General features: G+C 41.0%; 26 protein-coding genes. 24 read left to right on the top strand and 2 right to left on the bottom strand.

Annotated elements, in window-relative coordinates:
* Window positions 1-181 precede the first annotated feature (181 nt).
* From F8M47_RS03725 to F8M47_RS03710, 4 genes are all read left to right on the top strand, one after another.
* Window positions 182-1,204 carry a DUF968 domain-containing protein gene (locus tag F8M47_RS03725; protein WP_150538858.1) on the top strand — a complete coding sequence of 341 codons (1,023 nt, stop codon included), beginning with the start codon at window positions 182-184 and terminating at the stop codon, window positions 1,202-1,204.
* Window positions 1,205-1,276: 72 nt separating this feature from the next.
* Complete coding sequence (locus F8M47_RS03720; protein WP_150538857.1) at window positions 1,277-1,642, top strand: RusA family crossover junction endodeoxyribonuclease; 366 nt, start codon at window positions 1,277-1,279, stop codon at window positions 1,640-1,642.
* Window positions 1,635-2,009, top strand: coding sequence for an antiterminator Q family protein (locus tag F8M47_RS03715; protein WP_150538856.1), 375 nt, complete (start codon window positions 1,635-1,637; stop codon window positions 2,007-2,009). Before F8M47_RS03720 ends, F8M47_RS03715 begins: the two co-directional genes overlap by 8 nt.
* Before the next feature lie 84 nt (window positions 2,010-2,093).
* On the top strand, window positions 2,094-2,636 hold the full coding sequence (locus F8M47_RS03710) for a hypothetical protein (RefSeq protein ID WP_150538855.1): 543 nt from the start codon (window positions 2,094-2,096) through the stop codon (window positions 2,634-2,636).
* A 29-nt stretch (window positions 2,637-2,665) separates the two neighbouring features.
* Here F8M47_RS03710 and F8M47_RS03705 read toward each other — a convergent pair whose 3' ends face one another.
* Both F8M47_RS03705 and F8M47_RS03700 read right to left on the bottom strand, forming a co-directional pair.
* Window positions 2,666-3,106 (bottom strand): Aca2/YdiL-like domain-containing protein, encoded by a 441-nt coding sequence (locus tag F8M47_RS03705; protein WP_150538854.1) that lies wholly within the window; start codon window positions 3,104-3,106, stop codon window positions 2,666-2,668.
* On the bottom strand, window positions 3,106-3,387 hold the full coding sequence (locus F8M47_RS03700) for a hypothetical protein (RefSeq protein ID WP_150538853.1): 282 nt from the start codon (window positions 3,385-3,387) through the stop codon (window positions 3,106-3,108). The genes F8M47_RS03705 and F8M47_RS03700 overlap by 1 nt, the downstream gene beginning before the upstream one ends.
* A gap of 268 nt (window positions 3,388-3,655) precedes the next feature.
* On the opposite strand from F8M47_RS03700, the gene F8M47_RS03695 reads away from it, so the two are divergent.
* From F8M47_RS03695 to F8M47_RS03600, 20 genes are all read left to right on the top strand, one after another.
* On the top strand, window positions 3,656-4,039 hold the full coding sequence (locus F8M47_RS03695) for a phage holin, lambda family (RefSeq protein ID WP_150538852.1): 384 nt from the start codon (window positions 3,656-3,658) through the stop codon (window positions 4,037-4,039).
* Window positions 4,026-4,658, top strand: a complete 633-nt coding sequence (locus F8M47_RS03690; RefSeq protein ID WP_150538851.1) for a glycoside hydrolase family 19 protein — start codon at window positions 4,026-4,028, stop codon at window positions 4,656-4,658. The genes F8M47_RS03695 and F8M47_RS03690 overlap by 14 nt, the downstream gene beginning before the upstream one ends.
* A gap of 1 nt (window position 4,659) precedes the next feature.
* Complete coding sequence (locus F8M47_RS03685) at window positions 4,660-5,025, top strand: DUF2570 family protein (RefSeq protein WP_150538850.1); 366 nt, start codon at window positions 4,660-4,662, stop codon at window positions 5,023-5,025.
* Window positions 4,955-5,218, top strand: a complete 264-nt coding sequence (lysC, locus tag F8M47_RS12430; protein WP_425292560.1) for an Rz1-like lysis system protein LysC — start codon at window positions 4,955-4,957, stop codon at window positions 5,216-5,218. The genes F8M47_RS03685 and lysC overlap by 71 nt, the downstream gene beginning before the upstream one ends.
* Before the next feature lie 293 nt (window positions 5,219-5,511).
* On the top strand, window positions 5,512-5,988 hold the full coding sequence (locus F8M47_RS03675; RefSeq protein ID WP_043880767.1) for a DUF1441 family protein: 477 nt from the start codon (window positions 5,512-5,514) through the stop codon (window positions 5,986-5,988).
* A 2-nt stretch (window positions 5,989-5,990) separates the two neighbouring features.
* The gene (locus F8M47_RS03670; RefSeq protein ID WP_150538849.1) at window positions 5,991-8,120 is read left to right on the top strand and encodes a phage terminase large subunit family protein; all 2,130 of its coding nucleotides are present in this window, start codon (window positions 5,991-5,993) and stop codon (window positions 8,118-8,120) included.
* Window positions 8,117-8,335, top strand: coding sequence for a hypothetical protein (locus tag F8M47_RS03665; protein WP_005613588.1), 219 nt, complete (start codon window positions 8,117-8,119; stop codon window positions 8,333-8,335). The genes F8M47_RS03670 and F8M47_RS03665 overlap by 4 nt, the downstream gene beginning before the upstream one ends.
* A gap of 2 nt (window positions 8,336-8,337) precedes the next feature.
* Entirely contained in the window at window positions 8,338-9,855 is a 1,518-nt protein-coding gene (locus F8M47_RS03660) for a phage portal protein (RefSeq protein ID WP_150538848.1), read from the top strand.
* The gene (locus F8M47_RS03655; protein WP_150538928.1) at window positions 9,836-11,863 is read left to right on the top strand and encodes a ClpP-like prohead protease/major capsid protein fusion protein; all 2,028 of its coding nucleotides are present in this window, start codon (window positions 9,836-9,838) and stop codon (window positions 11,861-11,863) included. The genes F8M47_RS03660 and F8M47_RS03655 overlap by 20 nt, the downstream gene beginning before the upstream one ends.
* A gap of 47 nt (window positions 11,864-11,910) precedes the next feature.
* A complete protein-coding gene (locus F8M47_RS03650; protein ID WP_005613591.1) occupies window positions 11,911-12,237 on the top strand; it encodes a DUF2190 family protein in 327 nt (108 codons plus the stop codon).
* Window positions 12,230-12,538 (top strand): phage tail protein, encoded by a 309-nt coding sequence (locus F8M47_RS03645; protein ID WP_126395195.1) that lies wholly within the window; start codon window positions 12,230-12,232, stop codon window positions 12,536-12,538. The genes F8M47_RS03650 and F8M47_RS03645 overlap by 8 nt, the downstream gene beginning before the upstream one ends.
* A gap of 2 nt (window positions 12,539-12,540) precedes the next feature.
* Window positions 12,541-13,065, top strand: coding sequence for a phage tail protein (locus tag F8M47_RS03640; RefSeq protein WP_126395197.1), 525 nt, complete (start codon window positions 12,541-12,543; stop codon window positions 13,063-13,065).
* On the top strand, window positions 13,062-13,493 hold the full coding sequence (gene gpU / locus F8M47_RS03635; RefSeq protein ID WP_014991306.1) for a phage tail terminator protein: 432 nt from the start codon (window positions 13,062-13,064) through the stop codon (window positions 13,491-13,493). Before F8M47_RS03640 ends, gpU begins: the two co-directional genes overlap by 4 nt.
* The gene (locus F8M47_RS03630) at window positions 13,486-14,136 is read left to right on the top strand and encodes a phage tail protein (RefSeq protein WP_150538847.1); all 651 of its coding nucleotides are present in this window, start codon (window positions 13,486-13,488) and stop codon (window positions 14,134-14,136) included. The genes gpU and F8M47_RS03630 overlap by 8 nt, the downstream gene beginning before the upstream one ends.
* A gap of 55 nt (window positions 14,137-14,191) precedes the next feature.
* Window positions 14,192-14,599, top strand: coding sequence for a hypothetical protein (locus F8M47_RS03625; protein WP_126395203.1), 408 nt, complete (start codon window positions 14,192-14,194; stop codon window positions 14,597-14,599).
* A gap of 44 nt (window positions 14,600-14,643) precedes the next feature.
* A complete protein-coding gene (locus F8M47_RS03620) occupies window positions 14,644-14,892 on the top strand; it encodes a phage tail assembly protein T (protein WP_150538846.1) in 249 nt (82 codons plus the stop codon).
* Window positions 14,889-18,356: a phage tail tape measure protein gene (locus F8M47_RS03615; protein WP_244298049.1), complete on the top strand. Its 3,468-nt coding sequence runs from the start codon at window positions 14,889-14,891 to the stop codon at window positions 18,354-18,356. Before F8M47_RS03620 ends, F8M47_RS03615 begins: the two co-directional genes overlap by 4 nt.
* Complete coding sequence (locus F8M47_RS03610; RefSeq protein WP_150538845.1) at window positions 18,356-19,093, top strand: peptide-methionine (S)-S-oxide reductase; 738 nt, start codon at window positions 18,356-18,358, stop codon at window positions 19,091-19,093. Before F8M47_RS03615 ends, F8M47_RS03610 begins: the two co-directional genes overlap by 1 nt.
* Window positions 19,093-19,647, top strand: coding sequence for a hypothetical protein (locus F8M47_RS03605; protein ID WP_244298048.1), 555 nt, complete (start codon window positions 19,093-19,095; stop codon window positions 19,645-19,647). The genes F8M47_RS03610 and F8M47_RS03605 overlap by 1 nt, the downstream gene beginning before the upstream one ends.
* Entirely contained in the window at window positions 19,647-20,054 is a 408-nt protein-coding gene (locus tag F8M47_RS03600; protein ID WP_150538844.1) for a DUF6950 family protein, read from the top strand. Before F8M47_RS03605 ends, F8M47_RS03600 begins: the two co-directional genes overlap by 1 nt.

Here is a 20,054-nt window from a genome sequence, read left to right as displayed (position 1 = left end):
AACGCTCCGCTGACAGATTGGTATGTACCGGATTTACCGGCTCTTTGTAGCGAGATGAGAGATGACCGATTCCAATGTGAGGGACATTTAATTGAGCCGAAGCCATTCCCACAAGTAAGCAATGGTTGCTCATTAAATCGCACGAAAAGTTGTGGCTATTTTGGTATATGGGAACTAACAGATGACTGAAGCATTATTACTCAAACCATACTTTCAGACCGAAGCGGGGATTGTGTTTTATCGTATTCCGCCAACGGTAAATAAGCTAGCGTTCGGTGAGCGTACTATTTTAATGCCGGCGACAGATAACTTAAAAACGCAACCGTCCGGCAAGATAGAAATTGCAAAAAATTTGCAGAATTCGACCGCTTGTCCACAACTAGCTGACTTTGCGAAATCGGAATTAGTACGCAAAGCAGCGGGCGGAGAAGCTGAATTATCCAAATGGGTACGCAAAATTGCAATTTGTCAGTGTAGAGACGGCGCTTATTGCCATAAAGAAATGACGGTTACACGCACGAAAACAGGTTTTATCCGCACTTGTTGGCACCATGATGGTATAGCGCACCGGGGCGAAGCAAACGAGGAAGAGTTAAACGCATTGGCGGAAGAAAATTGGGTGCAGTTTGTTGCATATAAAATTCGTAAAGACCTAAGTCTCCAAGCGGATGAAAGCGTGAATTTAGGGTGCTTGTTCGCGTGGGCAGTTGCGAAAAATTGTATTAATGCAATTAATGAGCAAGACCTTCGTCTGTTATTAAATCTACCGCCAAAAGAAACTCACGATCATAGAGAATCTACGACTTACGCAGCGGAGCAAGCAGACCCGCATAAGATTTTTAAAACACTAGCGCAGCCGATTTTAAAGCTAAAAGCAGATCCTGAACCGCCGGCAAGTTTTATGGCAAAACCGAAAGAGATACGATTTGAATCAAGTAAGTGGTTGCAGTTTGTAAAATCACAACCGTGTGTTTGTTGCGGTAAACGAGCCGATGACCCACATCACATCATTGGGCAAGGGCGAGGCAAGATGGGAAGTAAAGAGCATGATTTATTCGTGATTCCGCTATGCCGAGTACATCACAACGAATTGCACTGTAATGCGCAGTTGTTCGAACAAAATTACGGTAAGCAAACGGATTTATTATTTAGATTTTTAGATAGAGCATTAAGTTTAGAGGCGTTGAGTGTTAATGACAGATAAAGATATTTTTATTGGCGGTTGTTTTTTATTAAGTGTGTTTTGTGCGCTTATAAGTATTAAGTGGGGGTAAAAATGAGTGATTATATTGAAATGGCTTTGCCATATCCGCCAAGCGTCAATCACTACTGGCAGCGTGTAGGGCGAAATAAAATGGCAGTGAGCCCACGGGGTAAAACTTATCAATGGCAAGTGTTTATTGCGAGTCAAGGGTTATATAAATTTGGCGGTCAAGTCGAAATTGAGTTAGATGTATATTTTCCGGATAACCGAGACCGTGATTTAGATAATTTGGGCAAATGTATTTTGGATTCGTTAGTGCAGAGCCAAATGATCGTGGATGATTCGCGAAAGTATGTCAAAAAACTCACATTTACCGACAAGGGCAACAAGAAAGGCGGAGCGGTGATCGTTAGAATTAAGGAGATTGCAAATGCTTAAAATTGATATTGACGCAACGTTATTTAGATGGGGGAGACACGCTAAGTCACGCGTCGGCACGGAATTTCCGTGTAAGTGTGCGAGTTGGGTGGCTGATTCGCCTAAAAAACATCACTGCATCGTTCTGACAACCGACGATGATTTGATCGAAATTGATGGAATAATTAAAAATCTCAAGCAATATGATGAGCAGGCATATTATGTGTTACTTGGTAACTACGTGATGCGCTATGACGAAAAACAACTAGTCAAAGATTTGGATATATCAAAGACCACACTTTACCGGTCTTTGACAATTGCCAAAAGTTTTGTTCTTGGCGCTGTAATTGCGAAGAATTTGTCGGTTTGCTACAAGTTAGATTCATAATTTTGATAAGCCCTGTGTAATTGCAGGGCTTTTTTATTAAACATGAAGTATAATAATTACAACTGTTGTCATTTGGAGTTATGTATGCGTAAATTATTATTAATTTTGGCGGCTTGTCTTATTAGTGCTTGCGGAGATAAGCTGCCGGTGCAAGCGTTTGGTATGTCTTGGGATATGAGCGAGGCGGAGATTTCAAATTTAAAATCAAGCGATACTAGATTTAAAAATTTAGCAGTTGGCAGATATGAGATTATTCCGCCAGCACCTGATATTAAAGACGGTCACTATCTCGCACAATTCGATGGAGCTAAACTTGTGTCTGTGTCGGGTTATTTTTTAGACATATCGCAAAAAGAATCAAGTCGAATTTTTGATTTCTACGACTCAAAATTAACTGGTAACGGGTTAGGAAAATCAGAACTCGCTATTTTGCCGCAAGCTCATAAAGTGTGCGTTGAGACAGGTTACTGCGTTATAAAATCTTATCAGTACGTAAAAGATGATTTACTGGCAACAATTTCGGTTAGACAGGACGACACATTGTCAGATATATCTGACTCGGTCGTTGTGACTTATAATCGACTCGACTATTTCAGTAAATCTCGAGCAAAAGCGCTAAGTAAATAATAAAAGCCTCCGATTGGAGGCTATTGGTGTTAATTAATAACTTTTTCGCTTTGTGTTGCAGCCCAATGACTGCGTGAAGCTTGATTATCTTCTAAGTTATGAACAGTTAAAAATTGGTTGTAGCTCTTAATATCAAATGTTACTAGTTGTGCGCCAAAATCAATCGACAAAGTAGTCGCAAGAGATTGACTAAAGCGCCATTCGATCACGTCTGAACAATATTCCGGAGTCGGATAATAGATAACAGCTATTTTCTTGGCGGATTGCCCTTGTTCGATTATGCTTTCTAAAATCTCCTTCCGTCTCGCTAACAATTGATTAATTACTCTTTCCACGTCATCTTTGACGTTAAAGTTACCGCTTTCCCAATATTCCCAGCTTCTTTTTGAAACTTTGCCAATGTGTTCAGCTGCTTCTGCAATAGTTAGCCCGAGAGTGTGTCGGGCTAGTTTTAATTCTAATCCTGTCATTATCTTAGCTCTAATTCAAATTGTGATTCATCACTAGTCAAGCTTGGCTTGCTGTAATTCATTTTTGTGTATGTCACGGTGATTTGACCTTTGAAATTACGTTTTCCTGCAAATCTCAAGATGGCTTCACGACTCCAACGTCCGTGCAGTACGTATCTTTTGTTTTCAGGCATTGACTGGATCACCGCTCTGCGTTCATCGGCTGTATTGCGGCTCGCTAAAGCGTTGATCTTTTCTTGAGTAGTGAATGTTAGAAAGGTTTTTACTGCTGAGGTATACATAATAAATTCTCCTAAAGATTCAATCGCACCATTGCGTCTTGATGTGTATATATTACTTCGCATTTGCGAAGTTGTAAAGTGTTTTTTTGCAAAATTTATAAAAAAATAAAAAACTTATCTCTTGACTTGTGCGCACGTGAATGATAGATTCACTAATATCCTTGCGGTAGGTGCAAGCGCATCACGCAACTACAAATTTTATAGCCCTGATCGGTTTTTGCCGGTCGGGGTTTTTTATTGCCTCGAAAAAGATAAAGCGGGGTGGAGTATGTATAAAATGCCGGATAAAACACCCGAGATTTGGACTGCTTTATTAGTCTATCTACAACAAAATTACAGTGCCATTACAGGATTTGTGATGGCTTTTTTTATGTCTATGTTACGTGGTTTTTTTTTACAACAAAAGATTACCTTCCGCCAGCGGTTGCTTGATGGTGCAATTTGTGGGGCGCTAACGTTATCGTCTATGTCGCTATTAGTGTATGCCGGCGTTGGTGAGAGTTTATCTACGTTTGTTGGCGGAATGCTTGGATTTGTCGGGGCTGAAAAGATTCGTGAATTTTTGTTTGCTTTGATTCGCAAAAAGATTGACGTTAACGACGTAGGTTTCGGCAAACAAGACAAGGTTAATGATTACGATGAGTTTAATTAATATGATGCAGCAAATATCAGATTCGCTAGATGTCAAAATGCACATTTCTGAGTCTAAATTTCTTTCTGTCTTTCCCAATTCCAAGCCTCTAATTTATCACGAGATTGCTAAATATATTGGTTTAGCCGGTTGCAAGACAAAAGAGCAACAGGCTATGTTTTTAGCTCAATGCGGGCACGAGACGGCGGGCTTTAGTGTGTTTACCGAAAATCTGAATTATTCGGACGTGGCGCTACTCCGTACGTTTCCGAAATATTTTAATTCCGGTAATGTAAAGGCGTATGCGAGACAGCCGGAAAAGATTGCAAACCGCGCTTACGCTAACCGTATGGGTAATGGTGACGAGCAAAGCGGTGATGGCTATAAATTCCGTGGTCGTGGCTTAATTCAAATCACCGGCAAAAACAATTACACAGCCTTCCGTAAGTGGCTGGGTCGAGAGATTAAACTCGATGATGTTGGTACAGATTTAGAGTTGATCGTACTTGCCGGCATTTGGTATTGGCAGAAAAACAATCTCGCAGCACTCAAACGTGTAGTTGATGTGACTAAGCGAGTTAATGGCGGGTTAAACGGTTTGGCAGATCGTCAAGCTAAGTACGACAAATTGATGAGTTAATATGTTTACGTTATTAAGTAAAGCAAAACTATGGGCGGCGGGTATTCTGGCCGCCTTATTTATTGGTCTGCTTGTTAAATTATGGACAACGCAAAATCAGCTATCTGTACTAAAGAGCCAGTACGACAAGCAGACCTCTCAAATCCAATCGCTTGAGACGACTAACGCAACGCTTGAGGCTGAGACTGCTAATCTCAAAGTCTCATTAGTGGCGGAGCAACAAGCAGTCGAGCAACAGTCCGCTTTAGCTGCACAATTTAGACGACAAGCGATAGATAAAAAAGAGGTGGTGAGATATGTGCTTAAAGACAATCAGTGTGCTAACCAGCATTTGCCTGACGCTGTTATTGAGCAGTTGCGGCAATAAGCCAGTTGTTACAAAGACGATATATCAATATCCACCGCAAGCGTATCTTGTTCCGTGTGAGCGTAGCCAGTTTACTGGTAAGACATACAAAGATGCGTTGGAGCATTTAATCACAGTAACAGCTGAGCGTGATACTTGCGCAAGTCAGGTTGACGGTATCAGGCGATGGCAAAAGCAACATACCAATAAATAACTTCAAATAACCGCACTGTAACAGGTGCGGTTTTCTTTTATGTAAACCAAATGCTACATGATTTAGCCATGAATCTGAGTGTATGCCAAGACACTCGGGGTCATAGCTAAGTAATGTAGCCTGTATATGGCAAACCAAGGCTTTATACCTTAAAAAGGTACTCCGGAGGGGGTACCCTTTCCACGGGGTTGGGGGCTCGCGGTTTTCGGCAGATTTTTCGATTTCTAGGCATCATCATCATGTGGCGTTTGTGGGATTTTTAAGCGGTGTTTTTTGATTAGGTTTTTGTAGTTATGGAAAATTTTCACGAGCTAAAATTAAACATTAATCAGATCGCAGAAATCACTGGAATGCACCGTCAGACGGTGTCTCAGCGTGTTTCTCCGATTACACCAGCACAGGGTAGTAACCCGAAGCTAAAGCTATATCTTCTACGCGATTTATTGATGATGGGATTCGCTAATAAGATGTTGGCAGATGTCGATTCGATGACACCGTCTGATCAACTGTCTTACTGGCGCGCAAAGCGTGAAGAATTGGAATATAAAAAACGTACCGGTGAATTGTGCGAAGCGACCGAAGTTGCATTAGAAATGTCGGCAATGGCGAAAGCGATTGTTCAGCAATTAGAAACATTGCCTGATATTTTAGAGCGAGATGCCGGACTGCCGCCGAAAGCATTAATTCGGGTTCAGGAGCTAGTAGATGATTTTCGGGATCAACTAGCTATTCATATTCAGAATGCAGATAGCGAACCGGAGGAAGAATAAAAATGTTTGCTTCTCCGAAAGAAATCCGCAAAGACATTGCATTATCCGTAAAAGCACCACGCCGAATGCAGATTGCTGATGCAGTTGCCGAATATATGCGAGTTCCGATGGGTGGCGCAAACTCAGTAAAATGGGATAGAAATACCGCCGCTTATATGCTGGAACCAATGAACTGTTTAAACTCTCGTGAATACGATTCTGTTGTGTTTGTCGGGCCGGCACGAACTGGGAAAACAATCGGTTTGATTGACGGCTGGATAACATACGCCATTGTGTGTGATCCTTCGGATATGTTGCTTGTTCAGCTTACTCAAGAAAAAGCAAGTGAACACAGCCGGAAACGTCTTGATCGAATGTTCCGTTGCTCTCCTGAGGTTGCTAAGCGATTGAGTCCGCGCAAAAATGACAACAACGTCCACGACAAGTATTTTCGTGCGGGTAACTTGCTAAAAATTGGCTGGCCATCCATTAACGTGCTTTCATCTTCGGATTATAAATATGTTGCGCTAACAGATTATGACCGCTGGCCAAATGATATTGATGGCGAAGGTGACGGATATTCACTTGCTTCCAAACGTACCACCACATTTATGTCTGCCGGCATGACACTTGTTGAAAGCTCACCGGGTAAAGATATAGCCGATGTGAAATATAGACCAAGCTCAACGCACGAAGCGCCGCCGACAACTGGAATATTATCACTTTATAACCGTGGTGATCGCCGCCGGTTTTATTGGCCATGTCCGAGTTGCTCAGAATATTTTGAGCCAAGTATGGCGAATATGGTCGGTTATCGTGATGATTTAGACTTGGTAAAAGCAAGTGAAAATGCTCGCCTACAATGCCCGCATTGTTCGCATTTGGTTTCTCCAGACTTAAAGCGAGAACTTAATATTAAAGGTGTTTGGCTTAAAGAAGGCCAAACAATCGATAAGCGTGGAGTAATTAGCGGTGAAGGTAGAAATTCTCGTATTGCTTCATTTTGGTTAGAAGGACCAGCAGCGGCTTATCAAACTTGGTCACAACTTACTTACAAATTGCTGAATGCAGAAAAAGAATACGAGGATACCGGCAGTGAAGAAACACTAAAAGCAGTAATAAATACTGACTGGGGATTACCATACACGCCGAGATCAGCACTCGAACAAAGACGAAGTGATGAGTTGCTGGAACGCACAGAGCAAACGGAAAAAAGAACTGTTCCCGATCGCTGTCGTTTTTTATTGGCGGCGGTAGATGTACAAGGCGGAAGGAAAAGACGTTTTGTTGTTCAAGTCGTTGGTTATGGCGAGAATGGCGAACGATGGCTTATCGATCGATACAATATTCGTTACTCATTACGAGCGAATGAACATGGTGAAGCATTACCTATTGATCCTTCAGCTTACCAAGAAGATTGGAATCTACTGATTACTGATGTGCTCGATAAGCAATACCGACTATCCAACGATGAAAATAGATTTATGCCTATTACGGCTATGGCTGTGGATAGTGGCGGTGAAGATGGTGTAACCGATAACGCTTATAAATTTTGGCGCTATTGTCGAGCAAACAAAATTTCAAAACGAGTTTATTTGATAAAAGGTGATAGCACCAAACGCAGTAAACTTATTACTAAATCTTATCCTAATAACATGAATCGCTCCGATCGTCATGCAGATGCGCGCGGCGATGTTCCGATTTATCTCCTTCAAACAGACTTATTCAAAGATCAAATTGCTAATGCACTCAATCGCGAAACGGTAGGTGCTAACTATATTCATTTTCCTAATTGGTTGGGGGAATGGTTTTTCGAAGAATTGGTTTATGAAGAAAGAGGACCGGACGGAAAGTGGCGTAAACCCGGCAAAGGCAATAATGAAGCTTTCGACTTGTTTTGCTATTGCCAAGCGGTTGCGATGTTACGAGGTTATGATCGTATTAAATGGGATGACGAAAGCAGTATTCCAGCTTGGGCGCAGCTTCCTGATACAAATCCCAATATTATTGTTAAAGATGAAGCACCAATGCGAGAAACTGAACAAACGGCGATCAATAAATCAGTGGTAAATGCAAAACAACCCGTTACCAAGCCTAAACAGTCTAATAACTGGATTAATGGTGGCGGTAGAAAAACAGGAGGGTGGCTATGAATCCTATTGAAAACGCTCAAGCAATGGTGGAAGCCTATACAAAAGCGGAAATGGACGTACTCCAAGGGAAAACAGTCACATTTAACGGTCGCTCAGTTTCACGAGAGAATTTGTCGGAAATTCGTAAAGGCCGTGAATACTGGGAGGAGCGCTTAGCGAAGTTAAAGGCTCGTCGTGTGCGTGGCGGTGTGACGTTTAAGGTGGCGAGATTCTGATTATGAAGCTCATTGAAAAAACAATTGCATTTTTCTCTCCCGGTTGGGCGGCAGAGAGAGCCAAAGGCAGACACATTCTAAATATGTACGAAGCCGCCAAGCCCACAAGAACACATAAAGCACAACGTGAATCATCAGGTGCTAATGTTTCTGTGGCGCATTCGGCTGTTTCATTGCGTGAACAGGCCCGAAAGTTAGAACAAGATCACGATATCGTAAGTGGTCTATTTGATAAATTGGAAGAAAGAGTAATTGGCTCGCGTGGTATTCATGTAGAGCCGCAACCGCTTGATCTTGCTGGTAATGTTAATGAGGCGTTAGCCGAACAAATTCGGAAGAAATGGGCTGAATGGTCAATTTCTCCTGATGTCACCGGACAATTCACGCGCCCAGTGTTGGAGCGATTACTACTTCGTACTTGGTTAAGAGATGGAGAAGTTTTTATCCAGCTCGTTCGTGGGAATGTTACCGGCTTGAATTACTCAACAAAAATACCGTTTGCGCTTGAAGCATTAGAACCTGATTTCATTCCGATGAATCAATCGGTTTCTGATGGTAGCCTAGTACAAGGTGTATATTTAAATGCTTGGCGTAAGCCGATAGCCTATCAAGTTTACACAGAAAATCCACAAGAAACCTATCGTTCGTTTGGCAAAGTTAAACGTGTACCTGCAGAGAATATGCTACACCTTGCTTTACGCAAGCGACTACACCAAATCAGAGGTGTAAGTACGTTGCATTCCGTGCTTATTCGTTTGGCTGATTTGAAAGATTACGAAGAATCCGAACGAGTAGCGGCGAGAATTGCTGCAGCGTTAACGATGTATATCAAAAAAGGTGATCCAGCTATTTATGATGCCGAAGAATACGCTAGTAATGCTGAATCAAATCGTTATTTTGATATTGCACCTGGTCAAGTGGTAGATGACCTAAAGCCTGGTGAAGATATTGGTATGATTAATAGCAATCGACCAAATACAAACCTTGAGGCGTTTCGCAACGGTCAAATGCGTGCGATTGCAGCTGGTACACGGTCGAGTTATTCGAGTATTGCGCGTGATTATAACGGCACTTATTCCGCTCAACGTCAAGAATTGGTCGAAAGCTTTGAAGGCTATGCAGTGTTACAAGATACATTCGTCGCCTCAATTAGCCGGCCTATGTATCGTGAGTGGTTAAAAATGGCGATTGTAAGCGGTGAAATTAAAATTACACCGGACATCGATCCTCAATCTATTTATAACGCTGTGTATTCTGGGCCTGTTATGCCTTGGATTGATCCTGTTAAAGAAGCAGAAGCATGGCGCAAACGTATCGTTGGCGGTTTGGCAACAGAAAGCGAAGCGATTCGTGCTTCTGGCAATAATCCAGCCGAAGTCAAACGTAGGCGAGTAGTAGAGGTTGAAGAAAACCGTAAACATGGTCTTAAATTTGATACTGATTTAACAAATACACAAGGGAATTCAAATGAACAAAGCGGCAATCTTGAATCCGGTCGCCATGACGACCGGAACGAATAAAGACGGCGAGAATAAAACTTGGTTTGATATTAAAGCCAAATCGAATAATCAAGCTGAAATTTCAATCTATGATGAAATTGGCGGCTGGGGAGTGTCAGCACAGCAATTCGCTACTGACTTAAAGGCATTAGGCAGCAATATAAAACAAATTGATTTACATATTCATTCGCCAGGTGGCAGTGTCTTTGATGGTATTGCCATTTTCAATTTATTAAAAAACCACCCTGCAAACAAGACCGTCTATATTGACGGTCTTGCCGCTTCTATGGCGTCTGTTATTGCCATGGTTGGAAATAAAGTCATCATGCCGGAAAACGCTATGATGATGATTCACAAGCCATGGGGAATCCAAGGCGGTGATGCGGATGATATGCGTAAGTACGCTGATCTATTGGATAAGTTAGAAGCTACTTTAATTCCGGCTTATGCTAGCAAAACTGGTAAAACGGAGGAGGAGTTAGCTCAAATGCTAGCTGTTGAAACTTGGATGAACGGAAAAGAAGCGGTCGAACAAGGTTTTGCAGACGAACTCGCCGAGCCAGTACAGGCAATGGCACAAATTCAATCTAAACGTTTAGAGGACTATAAAAATATGCCTAACTCATTAAAAAATATGTTGTTTAAGCCACAAGGTAATGCTGGCGCAACTCCTGCACAAAATGCAACGCCGGCTGCTCAACCAGTAGCAGAACCGGCAGTAAATCAGGTGAATCCATCTGCTGTTGCTCAGGCAGTAGATAACTCAGCACAAGTTAAAGCTGAAATGGCTAAGCGTGTTGATTCTATTAAAGCGGTTTTCGCTCCGTTTGGTTCAGCTCACCAAGATCTACTTGTAGATTGTTTAGGTGATATTAATATCACAGCGGAACAAGCGAAAGATAAGCTATTAGCTCGTCTTGGTTCGGGTACAACCCCAAGCACACCGAATAATGTCGCTACTTATGCTAGCAATGGTAATATCGTTGGCGATAGTATCGCACAGGCGTTATTAAGTCGTGCCGGTTTTGATAAAGATAAAGCTAATGCGAAAGACAATAACTATACCGGTATGTCATTGCGTGAATTAGCTCGTGCTTCACTTATTGATCGTGGTGTGAGCGTATCGGGCCAAAGCGCGACTCAAGTTGTTGGCTTAGCATTTACTCACACCAGTAGCGATTTTGGCTCAATTTTATTAGATGTAGCACATAAATCGGTGCTTGAAGGTTGGAACAATGCTACTGAAAATTATGAACAGTTCACCACGAAAGGCACTGTAACCGATTTCCGTAAACATAGCCGTGTTGGTTTAGATGGTTTCGGCACGTTACCAGTTGTTGGCGAAGGTGAAGAATATAGTTATGGTACTTTAGGTGACAAACAAGTAGATGTTGCAATTGCCACCTACGGCAAAATGTTCTCCATTACTCGTCAGGCAATTATTAATGATGACATGGGGATGTTAACTCGTATTCCAATGTTAATGGGGCAATCCGCACGTGCTACAGTAGCAAAACTGGTTTTTGCGTTAATCACCGGCAATACAAAATTAGCAGATGGCAAACCGCTATTTGATGCTTCTCGTAAGAACTTAACCACTAATGCTGCATTAGATGTTGCGAATATTGCTAAAATGATCACCGCTATGAATGGCTTTGTTGATGCTAACGGTGAGCCTTTAGCGATTGAGCCTGAATTCTTGCTTGCACCTACATCGCTTTATTTCTCGGCTAAGCAAATCCTTGAATCTGAAAGTGTTGCTGGCGCAGATAACAACTCGGGTATTACCAATCCGATTCGCAACTTATTAACTCCAATCAAGTCACCACGCTTACAAGCGTCGGATGCTAAATCTTGGTATGGTATTAACAAGCGAGCGATTGAAGTTAACTATCTTGATGGCAACGATTCACCGTATCTCGAAACTGAACACGGTTTCACGGTTGATGGTGTACAGTCAAAAGTACGTATTGATGTTGGCGTGAATGTGATTGATCCTCGCGGCCTTCATAAGGTTACTAACTCTTAATTTACAAGCCCTCACAATGAGGGCTTATTTTTTATAAGGATGCAATTATGGCAAAGAATTTAATTCAAGACGGTAATACCGTGCGCTTTGTAGCAGCGAAGAAAATCAAAAGCGGTGATGTTGTAGTCATTGGTGACTTGGTGGCTATTGCGTTAAGCAATGTTGAAGCGAAAGAAGAAGGTATTGGCGCAACAACTGGCGTGTTTAATGTACCAGCAAAACAGGCAGATGATATTAAACAAGGTGCAGTTCTGTATTGGTCAGATACAGAAGGTGCAACAACCACCAATGGTGGCAGTAACAAACGCCTAGGTATTGCTTGGCAACCATCTGGCACACAATCGACAACGGTTGATGTGAAAATTAATGTCTAGTCTGTTTGATGTAGCTTTATCAGGTGCGGACAATACCATCTTAAATACCATGATGTCAGATTGGGAGATCAACGGCGTGATTTATCCCGCCGTCTTTGATGAGTCTCAGCGCACTATGGACGGTATTTTAAGTCAAGATGAATTATCTGCTGCTGGTCAAGGGACTTCTCGAGTATTAACTTTATACCGTTCAACTGGTTATAAACCTCGTGTCGGCGACACGGTGTCACGTGGCGTAAAGTCGTATTTTGTGAAGTCCTATTATTATGAAGATGGACTAATCTATGTTCGGTTGGAATAGTTATGACTGTTAAAGTTTCGGGGCTAAACGAAATTAGCCGTAACTTGGAAAGAGTTGTTAATCAAAAATTGCCAAATGCTGTCAGCAGATCGTTAAATACCATCGCTCGGAAAGCAATGTCTAGCGCAACAAAAGAGGTTGCGAAGGATATTGGTGTACCACAAAAAACCATTCGCAGTCGGTCGAAGATCACCAAAGCTAATAAAAGCCGCCAAATGGCAAATATTCGAGTTATACGCTCAAATATGCCGGCTATTCGGCTTTTTGAAAATCGAAGTAATCGAATGTGGGTCGGGCGAGGCGCGATAATTGTTGGTAAGTATGCTATTAAGAGAGGGTTTATTCAAAGACTCAAGACTGGTCGTACTCATATCATGCAAAGACGTGGTAGAGAGCGCTATTCCATTGATGTTGTGAAAATTCCGTTGGCGAGACCTCTTACAAGTTCGTACGAGAAACAGCTTGATAACTATCCTGAACAAATTAAAACCGAACTCACGAAAAATTTAATGGTGGCATTGAAATGATAGCCAATAATCATGTTAGACAAAAGGTCTTAGAATTTTTGCAAAAAAAATTTCAGGATCAACAACTGACAATTGAGCAGTGGTTTAATGGTCGTCCTACATTTGTAGATTTTGAAGAACATACACCAGCAGTTGCAGTATTTATAGATGAATGTATGGCTGATTCCGTATCGTTTTGTGGTATGGAATTATCTGCTGATTTAAATATTCAAATTTATCTTAAATCAGGCAATGACGCTCAAGCCAAATTAGATAAATTTGCAGAATTTATCTTACAAAGCTTAACAGGCGATGAAGATATATTGAGTGTTGTAGATACACTGCAATTTGCTAAATATAGTTATGATCAGGATTCGCAACAAGTTAGTTGGCATACAGCGACCATGACTTTTAATGTCACATACTCCGTAGAGGTAAATAATGAGTAAAAAAACTACGCCGGTTCAAGGCACAAAATTTTATGTCGGTGTTGGGCTTGAAGCCACCAAAAAAATCACCGCTTGTACTGTAGAAACACCTACAATTACCGTTGCTTCCTCTGGTTTAGTAGCTGGCGATTGTATTTTTATTAGTGGTCTTGGTGGTATGGATGGGTATTATCCCGTTAAAGCCGTGGCCGATAGCTTGATTACGTTAGCTGACGAAGTAAGCTGGAAACGTTTTGATCTGCCTAAAGACTTTTCGAAGGCTACCATTGCCAAAGTGCAGTATAGCGATCAGTGGTGCACATTGACTTCAATTGAAAGTGAGGGAGATAGCCTTGGTGAAGAAGATGTGACAACTATTTGCGACGAAGGAAAAGTTACAGAACCAGGTGAAATTGAATTTGGTGCTTTAAACTTCAAATTCTATTATAAGCCTAGCGATAAAATGCAATCCGTACTTCGTGGCAAATTTTACAACAAAGAAACTTTTCCTTATAAATGCGTATTTCCAAATAAAGAAGGCGCTTTATATGGTTCAGGCTTTATTCAGACATCAGCAGGTTTCAGCGGTGAAGTATTAGCGAAGTTTGACAGTAACGTCAAAATTAAAAAATCAACACGTGATTATTTATTAATTACAGCATAATTGGATAGAAAGCCACCTAAATAAAAAAAGGTGGCTTTTTTATTAGGTGGGAAATATGAATTTAAGAGAATTAATTTTGCAAAATAAAGCCAATGTTGGTCAGTTTGATTTTGAAGGCACAACTTATTATTTCAAACACTTAGATGTTGGTGATAAAAATCGCGTTATCTATGGTGCAAGAGCTTATCAAATTAAGCTAGCTGAAAGTCAAGGCATCGAGCTAAATTTAGATGACGAAAAACAATTACAGAAGCAGTTAAGCGCACTTTATGATCCGTTTGTGCTCGCTCGCACTATGGCTTCTCGCTTGTGTGATCAAGACGGCAATTTACTGTTTAATCTTGATAGTGAAGAAGACTTGCAACAACTATCGTCTTTATCCAACGAATTTATCGAAAAATTTTCTGAGGCGTTTACGCAAGGTGAGCCAAAAAACTCACAGATCGCCGAAGATTCCAAATAACACTATCTTTGGCGCTCGGTAAAACCTTATCGGAAATCGAACTAATGCCAGAATCTCATTTGCAAGAATATGAAATGTTCTATGCAGAACAACCATTTGGCCTATTCCGTGAAGATTATCGTATGGCTCAGTTGTTGCAGCTGCTCGCTATTGTGAATAAGGATAAAGACACACCAACTCCTGAGATTCAGGATTTTATGCCATTTTTTAAATCCTCTTTTTCTGATGAAAATGAAGAAGAGGGACAAACATTACAAGATTTTCTGGCACAACGACAGGAGCAAAGATTGTGAGTGTAGGTAATTTAAATATTCAGCTAAGTTTGGATTCTGCAAAATTCAAACAAGGTATTTCTGATGCAGATCGACAAACCAAGCAATTTGCGAACAATGCAAAATCAAACCTATCTCAAATTGAAAACTCTCTTGGCGGAATGGGAACGAAGTTGTCCATTATTGCTGGTGATGTTTTAGGTGGTTACGCCGTACAATCTGTAAAAAGTGTTGCGACACTTACGGATAACTATACTGAGCTTGGAAATAGATTGCGCTTGGTAACGGAAGGTGAGACGCAGCATACGCAAGCGATGCAATCTGTTTTTGATATTTCCCTCAAAACAAATCAACAATTAACTTCGACCTCCACAATTTATCAGCGTATTGCGCAAAATGCGGAGACGTTAAAAATTTCGCAGTCACAAGTGGCTGGCTTGACCGAGACTGTAGCGAAAGCCGTAGCCATTTCTGGTGCAAGCACAGCATCAGCGGATGCGGCGCTAATGCAATTCGGCCAATCGTTAGCGAGCGGTGTATTCCGTGGTCAAGAATTTAACTCAGTCATGGAACAAACACCGGCACTTGCTTATGCGATTGCAGATGGATTAGGCGTGTCAGTCGGTGAACTAAGACGTTTAGCTGGTGAAGGTGAGCTAACCTCCGATGTTATTATTAGAGCATTGGAAAAAGCCAAAGGCAGCGTTGACGAAAAATTCAATACACGAGTTGTAACGCTTGGGATGGCGTGGACAAATTTCAACACGCAAATGACTCGATTTGTTGGCGAAGCTGATAAATCAATTGGTGCTTCTCAGTTACTAGTTTCAGTATTGGATGGATTATCTAGTAATTTATCTAGTATAGTAACTATTGCTGGTTCGGTTGGTGTGGCTTTTGCTGGTGTGAAATTATCACAACGAGCTCAAGAAACACTTGCATTGTCTGCTGCAAACCGACAAGCCGCGCAATCAGCGCTTGTAAGCGCACAAAACATAAAATTACAAGCTACAGCAGATCTTGAACACGCTCGTGCGTCCATGCAGTCTTTATCTGCTCAATTGCAACTTGCTCGAACAGAGCAAGAAAGAACCGTTATTCGTGAGCGCATGAAAGCGCAATCTGCGCAAATTATTGCATTAACGAAAGCTGAAACCGCTGCAATGGCTGGATTGGCAACCGCTCAGAAAGGAGCAAGCTTATTTAGTAATGCGTTAAGTTTTATGGGTGGGCCTATCGGGTTAGCCATTACAGGGTTAACACTTGGCGCAAGTGCTTTATACGAATGGTATAGCAATGCGGAACAAGCTCAACAGAAAAACTTAGACTTTGTCAAATCGCTAGATGGCATTAATCAAGAAATGACTAAGATGTCATCTCTTGAATTAAAGGTTACGATCGCCGACACGCAAGATAGTATCGGTGCTCAAAAAACAAAAATTAAAGAATTAGAAGGCGAACTTAAAAAACTGCAAGATCAAGCAGAAGTTAAAGTTCGTTTTGCAGTAGATGAAAACGGTAATATAGCTGAAATCACTAAATCGCTCCGTCAGCAACAAATCGAAGCTGATGCGGTTACTCGAAAAATGCTTGAGCTCAAACAAGCAAAAGATGATTTAGAAAAAACTGAAGCGAGCCTTTCGGCTCAAATGGATGCCGTACCGCTAGCGGATTTAAGAGCAAGAATTGAAGCACTGAATCCACACATTGATACATCAACAATCAATTTCAATGATCTTGGTTGGTCAGTGGATCAGTTAAATAATATTTTCCCTAATGCGAGCGCCAACGGTTCGTCATTTATGGGGATTGTTAGTCAGCTTGGCATTGCTGCCATGGTGTCTGCCGGCAAGTTTGATGTATTGGCTGAATCAGCCGCTAAAGCGATGAATGTTAAGTTAAGTAACCACTTGGCGGATAACGATCTACAAATTCAGATCAATAAAGCCAAGCAAAATGGTAATACTAAACTCGCTAATGAATTAACGGCGAAGCGAAACACAAATAATAAATTGGAATCGCTTGGTGTTAAAGCAGGATCAGATGATTATAAAAAATTGTTTGAATCAGAGCTGCAATTAGTCGCGTCAAGCGGAACTGGTGGAAGAACCAAAAGTAAAGGCGGAAAAAGTTTTGCGCAAGAAATGGAGCAGTTACGCCATAATCAGCGTGTAGCAGGTCTAAAAGGAGCTAATAAATTCCGTGCAGAAGCAGAATACCAAGCCAAAGAAAAGGGTTATAAAGGTAAGGATGCTGAAGCTTATATTGATCAGTTTGTGAAAACAAAATTAGCGGAAAATAATCATAGTGGTGGTTCGAAAACTGATTATAAAAAGCAGTTCACGGATCAAATCACAGAAATGCAAAACCGCTTATCCAGCTTAAAAGCTAATGCCTCAGATATTTCGCTATACGGTCAAACGTCACAATATCAAGAAGTAAAAAAATTAACTGAAGATATTGCTGAAAACGCAGAAAAATATAGTGCTTACGGCACTGACGGCGTTAAAAAATTACAAGAAATGGCGGCGCAGATTGATGAAGCTCAACAAAAAGTAGCAATTGCACAATTTAGTTTTGATAACACAGAAAAACTACAAGCAATGGAATTTGAGTTGAGTCTATTGGGCAAATCAAGACAAGAGCAAGAGTTATTACAATATAACCACTCGCTAGATCTTGAAGCATCTAAGCTTAAAATCGGTATGAGCAAAGAGAATATTGCTCAACTTGATATTGAGATTGCCAAACTTAAAGAACGCCACGCAATTTTGCAACAAAAAGCAGAAGCTAACCGCTCAGATCCTGTTGCCGGATTTAAAGGAGGTCTTCAAGCTATCGAAGATGATGTTACTAATGTGAATGAGAATATTAAAAGTATTACCGTTAGCGCTTTTGGCACGATGTCTGATTCTCTGAATGACTTTATTATGACTGGTAAAGCAAACTTTGGGGATATGGCTAAATCTATTTTGAGTGATATTTCGAAGATGATTGTAAAAATGCTAATGTTTCAGGCTATTAAATCTGGAATGTCGGCATTGGGATTTGGTGGTTTTTCTGAAGGTGGATTAGTTGGCGGATCATTTGCTGTCGGAGGCTATACTGGAGATGGTGGGAAATATACACCGGCCGGAATTGTTCATCGTGGCGAATATGTGATCACCAAGGAAGCGACATCTCGTTTAGGCGTGGATTACTTGAATTATTTAAATTACGGTACTCGCCGAGGATTTGCTAATGGCGGAGGTATTGCTGTTCCGAAAGTACCGAGCCCAAGGATACCAGTTCAAATGGCATCTCAAAAACAATCATCAAGCATTCAACTTAACCAGCATTACACGATTGATGCACGAGGTGCTGATCACGGTGTTGAACAACGTATTTCTAATTTGCTGAAGCAAAATAAAAGAGAAACTATTGCTGAAATTCGAAACCAAATCAGACGCGGTGGACAATTCGGCAAAGATTTTGGAGTTGCGTAATGGCGAAAATTATTAAATTTCCTGAAAATATTCGCCCAAAATCGGCGAGTTTTTTCTTAAAGGCTCATACAACAACATTTACTAATCCGTTTTCAAATACCATTCAGACACAAGAAATGCCAGGTGCGGTGTGGACTTTTAAGGCTGATTTTTACTTAAATGAGGAGCAAAAACGAATATTTCGTGCTTTTATTGCGAAGTTACGAGGATCAGCGGGGCGCTTTTATTATCCAGCTGAATACTGCCCTAGGTTTATCCCAAGTTTTGGAGAACCAGAGCTCCCGAGCTTAATTGATTCTTCGGTGACTGCCGATGAAGATGATTGGTATTCCGCAGATCTAGATATCACAGCAGATAATGAGCATAAGTATCGAGTATCTCCATTAAGAACATTATCAGTTGTTAATCCTGCTACTCTTAAAGTTGAATCGAATAAGTCTTTTGGTGAATTAGTGTTAAAAGCTGGTCAATATATCTCTTTTGATCTAACAAATGGTTACAGATATTTAGGGATTGTCACAGACGATTGTTTTTCATTGTCGGATAATACCGTTCAAATTTCCATTGAGCCACCATTGCGCGATACACCGATTGATAATGCTCCGATTCATACCGCACGCCCAAGTGCAGTTTTTATGTTATCTGACGACGAGCAAGGACGCATTTCGGATCTATTGTATAGAAAAGGAGAAGTATCGATCGAAGCAATTCAAGCTAGACCATTAAGGATTGATTAATGAGAGATTTAGATAGTGTTTCAAAAGCTGAGAGCAAAAAGGATCTGCTTAGACCTTTTTCAGCCGTTGAATTGGACTATCCGGACGGGATAGTTCGTTTATCATTCCTGCCTTTTGATGTGGTTATTGATGGGCATACTTTTACCGGTGCCGGTGAACTGGGTGCTATGAGTATGATTACTGAAGGTGCTGAGCAGAAAAGCTATGGTATCACGATCGCTATAAGCGGTATCCCTAGTGTGAAAACGGATTATTTGCTCAAGCAAGATATCCAAGGCAGAATAGCAAAAATTTGGATGGGTTTTTTAAATGAAAATCATCAACTAATCGGGAAACCTATTGTTATTTTTGTGGGAAGAATGGATACACAATTACTGAAAGTTGGAAAAACTACAGAAATTGAATTAGCGGTAGAGAGTTTATTCATTGACTGGCAAAGAGCAAAAGTTAGGCGTTTTACAAATGAGGATCAGGTGGCGGAATATCCTAATGATAGAGGTTTTGAGTTTGTTTCTGCTGTTGCCGATATGGAATTAATATGGGGACGAGGATAATGCGGTATTTAGATTGGGAGAAAAGGCTGGTGGATGTTATCGAAAGACATCAAAACCAGCCTTTTTTATTAGGTACTTTGGATTGTTGTCAATTCGCAAGAAATTGTCTTGTTGCATTAAGCATCGAAAATATTCCGGAAATTCCGAACTACAATTCATTAAGAGATGCACTCTCTGTCTTGCGTGATTTAGGGGGTATTTCCGGTGTTGCTCAATATCTAACGGGCAAGCAGTCTGTGTCTGTCCTTAAAGCGAAGAGAGGAGATTTACTAATGATTAAAAGTGATGATCCTGTTTTTAATTATCAAGCTTTAGCTATTTGCGCGGGCAATGTAGCGTTAGCAACGGGCAAGAATGGGCCTGTTCCTGTCAGTAGAGATAAGTGGCTAAAATGTTGGGAGATTTAA

Origin of the sequence: Actinobacillus vicugnae, assembly GCF_901687125.1 — a bacterium.
Classification (GTDB): domain Bacteria; phylum Pseudomonadota; class Gammaproteobacteria; order Enterobacterales; family Pasteurellaceae; genus Actinobacillus; species Actinobacillus vicugnae.
Note: the sequence above shows the minus strand (reverse complement) of the source record. Positions and strands in the feature narration are given on the sequence as shown.

Bases quoted from the DNA above. Each gene is read 5' to 3' on its own strand.
- F8M47_RS03725 (WP_150538858.1), top strand. From the start codon at position 182: ATGACTGAAGCATTATTACTCAAACCATACTTTCAGACCGAAGCGGGG.
- F8M47_RS03720 (WP_150538857.1), top strand. From the start codon at position 1,277: ATGAGTGATTATATTGAAATGGCTTTGCCATATCCGCCAAGCGTCAAT.
- F8M47_RS03715 (WP_150538856.1), top strand. From the start codon at position 1,635: ATGCTTAAAATTGATATTGACGCAACGTTATTTAGATGGGGGAGACAC.
- F8M47_RS03710 (WP_150538855.1), top strand. From the start codon at position 2,094: ATGCGTAAATTATTATTAATTTTGGCGGCTTGTCTTATTAGTGCTTGC.
- F8M47_RS03705 (WP_150538854.1), bottom strand. From the start codon at position 3,106: ATGACAGGATTAGAATTAAAACTAGCCCGACACACTCTCGGGCTAACT.
- F8M47_RS03700 (WP_150538853.1), bottom strand. From the start codon at position 3,387: ATGTATACCTCAGCAGTAAAAACCTTTCTAACATTCACTACTCAAGAA.
- F8M47_RS03695 (WP_150538852.1), top strand. From the start codon at position 3,656: ATGTATAAAATGCCGGATAAAACACCCGAGATTTGGACTGCTTTATTA.
- F8M47_RS03690 (WP_150538851.1), top strand. From the start codon at position 4,026: ATGAGTTTAATTAATATGATGCAGCAAATATCAGATTCGCTAGATGTC.
- F8M47_RS03685 (WP_150538850.1), top strand. From the start codon at position 4,660: ATGTTTACGTTATTAAGTAAAGCAAAACTATGGGCGGCGGGTATTCTG.
- lysC (WP_425292560.1), top strand. From the start codon at position 4,955: ATGTGCTTAAAGACAATCAGTGTGCTAACCAGCATTTGCCTGACGCTG.
- F8M47_RS03675 (WP_043880767.1), top strand. From the start codon at position 5,512: ATGGAAAATTTTCACGAGCTAAAATTAAACATTAATCAGATCGCAGAA.
- F8M47_RS03670 (WP_150538849.1), top strand. From the start codon at position 5,991: ATGTTTGCTTCTCCGAAAGAAATCCGCAAAGACATTGCATTATCCGTA.
- F8M47_RS03665 (WP_005613588.1), top strand. From the start codon at position 8,117: ATGAATCCTATTGAAAACGCTCAAGCAATGGTGGAAGCCTATACAAAA.
- F8M47_RS03660 (WP_150538848.1), top strand. From the start codon at position 8,338: ATGAAGCTCATTGAAAAAACAATTGCATTTTTCTCTCCCGGTTGGGCG.
- F8M47_RS03655 (WP_150538928.1), top strand. From the start codon at position 9,836: ATGACGACCGGAACGAATAAAGACGGCGAGAATAAAACTTGGTTTGAT.
- F8M47_RS03650 (WP_005613591.1), top strand. From the start codon at position 11,911: ATGGCAAAGAATTTAATTCAAGACGGTAATACCGTGCGCTTTGTAGCA.
- F8M47_RS03645 (WP_126395195.1), top strand. From the start codon at position 12,230: ATGTCTAGTCTGTTTGATGTAGCTTTATCAGGTGCGGACAATACCATC.
- F8M47_RS03640 (WP_126395197.1), top strand. From the start codon at position 12,541: ATGACTGTTAAAGTTTCGGGGCTAAACGAAATTAGCCGTAACTTGGAA.
- gpU (WP_014991306.1), top strand. From the start codon at position 13,062: ATGATAGCCAATAATCATGTTAGACAAAAGGTCTTAGAATTTTTGCAA.
- F8M47_RS03630 (WP_150538847.1), top strand. From the start codon at position 13,486: ATGAGTAAAAAAACTACGCCGGTTCAAGGCACAAAATTTTATGTCGGT.
- F8M47_RS03625 (WP_126395203.1), top strand. From the start codon at position 14,192: ATGAATTTAAGAGAATTAATTTTGCAAAATAAAGCCAATGTTGGTCAG.
- F8M47_RS03620 (WP_150538846.1), top strand. From the start codon at position 14,644: ATGCCAGAATCTCATTTGCAAGAATATGAAATGTTCTATGCAGAACAA.
- F8M47_RS03610 (WP_150538845.1), top strand. From the start codon at position 18,356: ATGGCGAAAATTATTAAATTTCCTGAAAATATTCGCCCAAAATCGGCG.
- F8M47_RS03605 (WP_244298048.1), top strand. From the start codon at position 19,093: ATGAGAGATTTAGATAGTGTTTCAAAAGCTGAGAGCAAAAAGGATCTG.
- F8M47_RS03600 (WP_150538844.1), top strand. From the start codon at position 19,647: ATGCGGTATTTAGATTGGGAGAAAAGGCTGGTGGATGTTATCGAAAGA.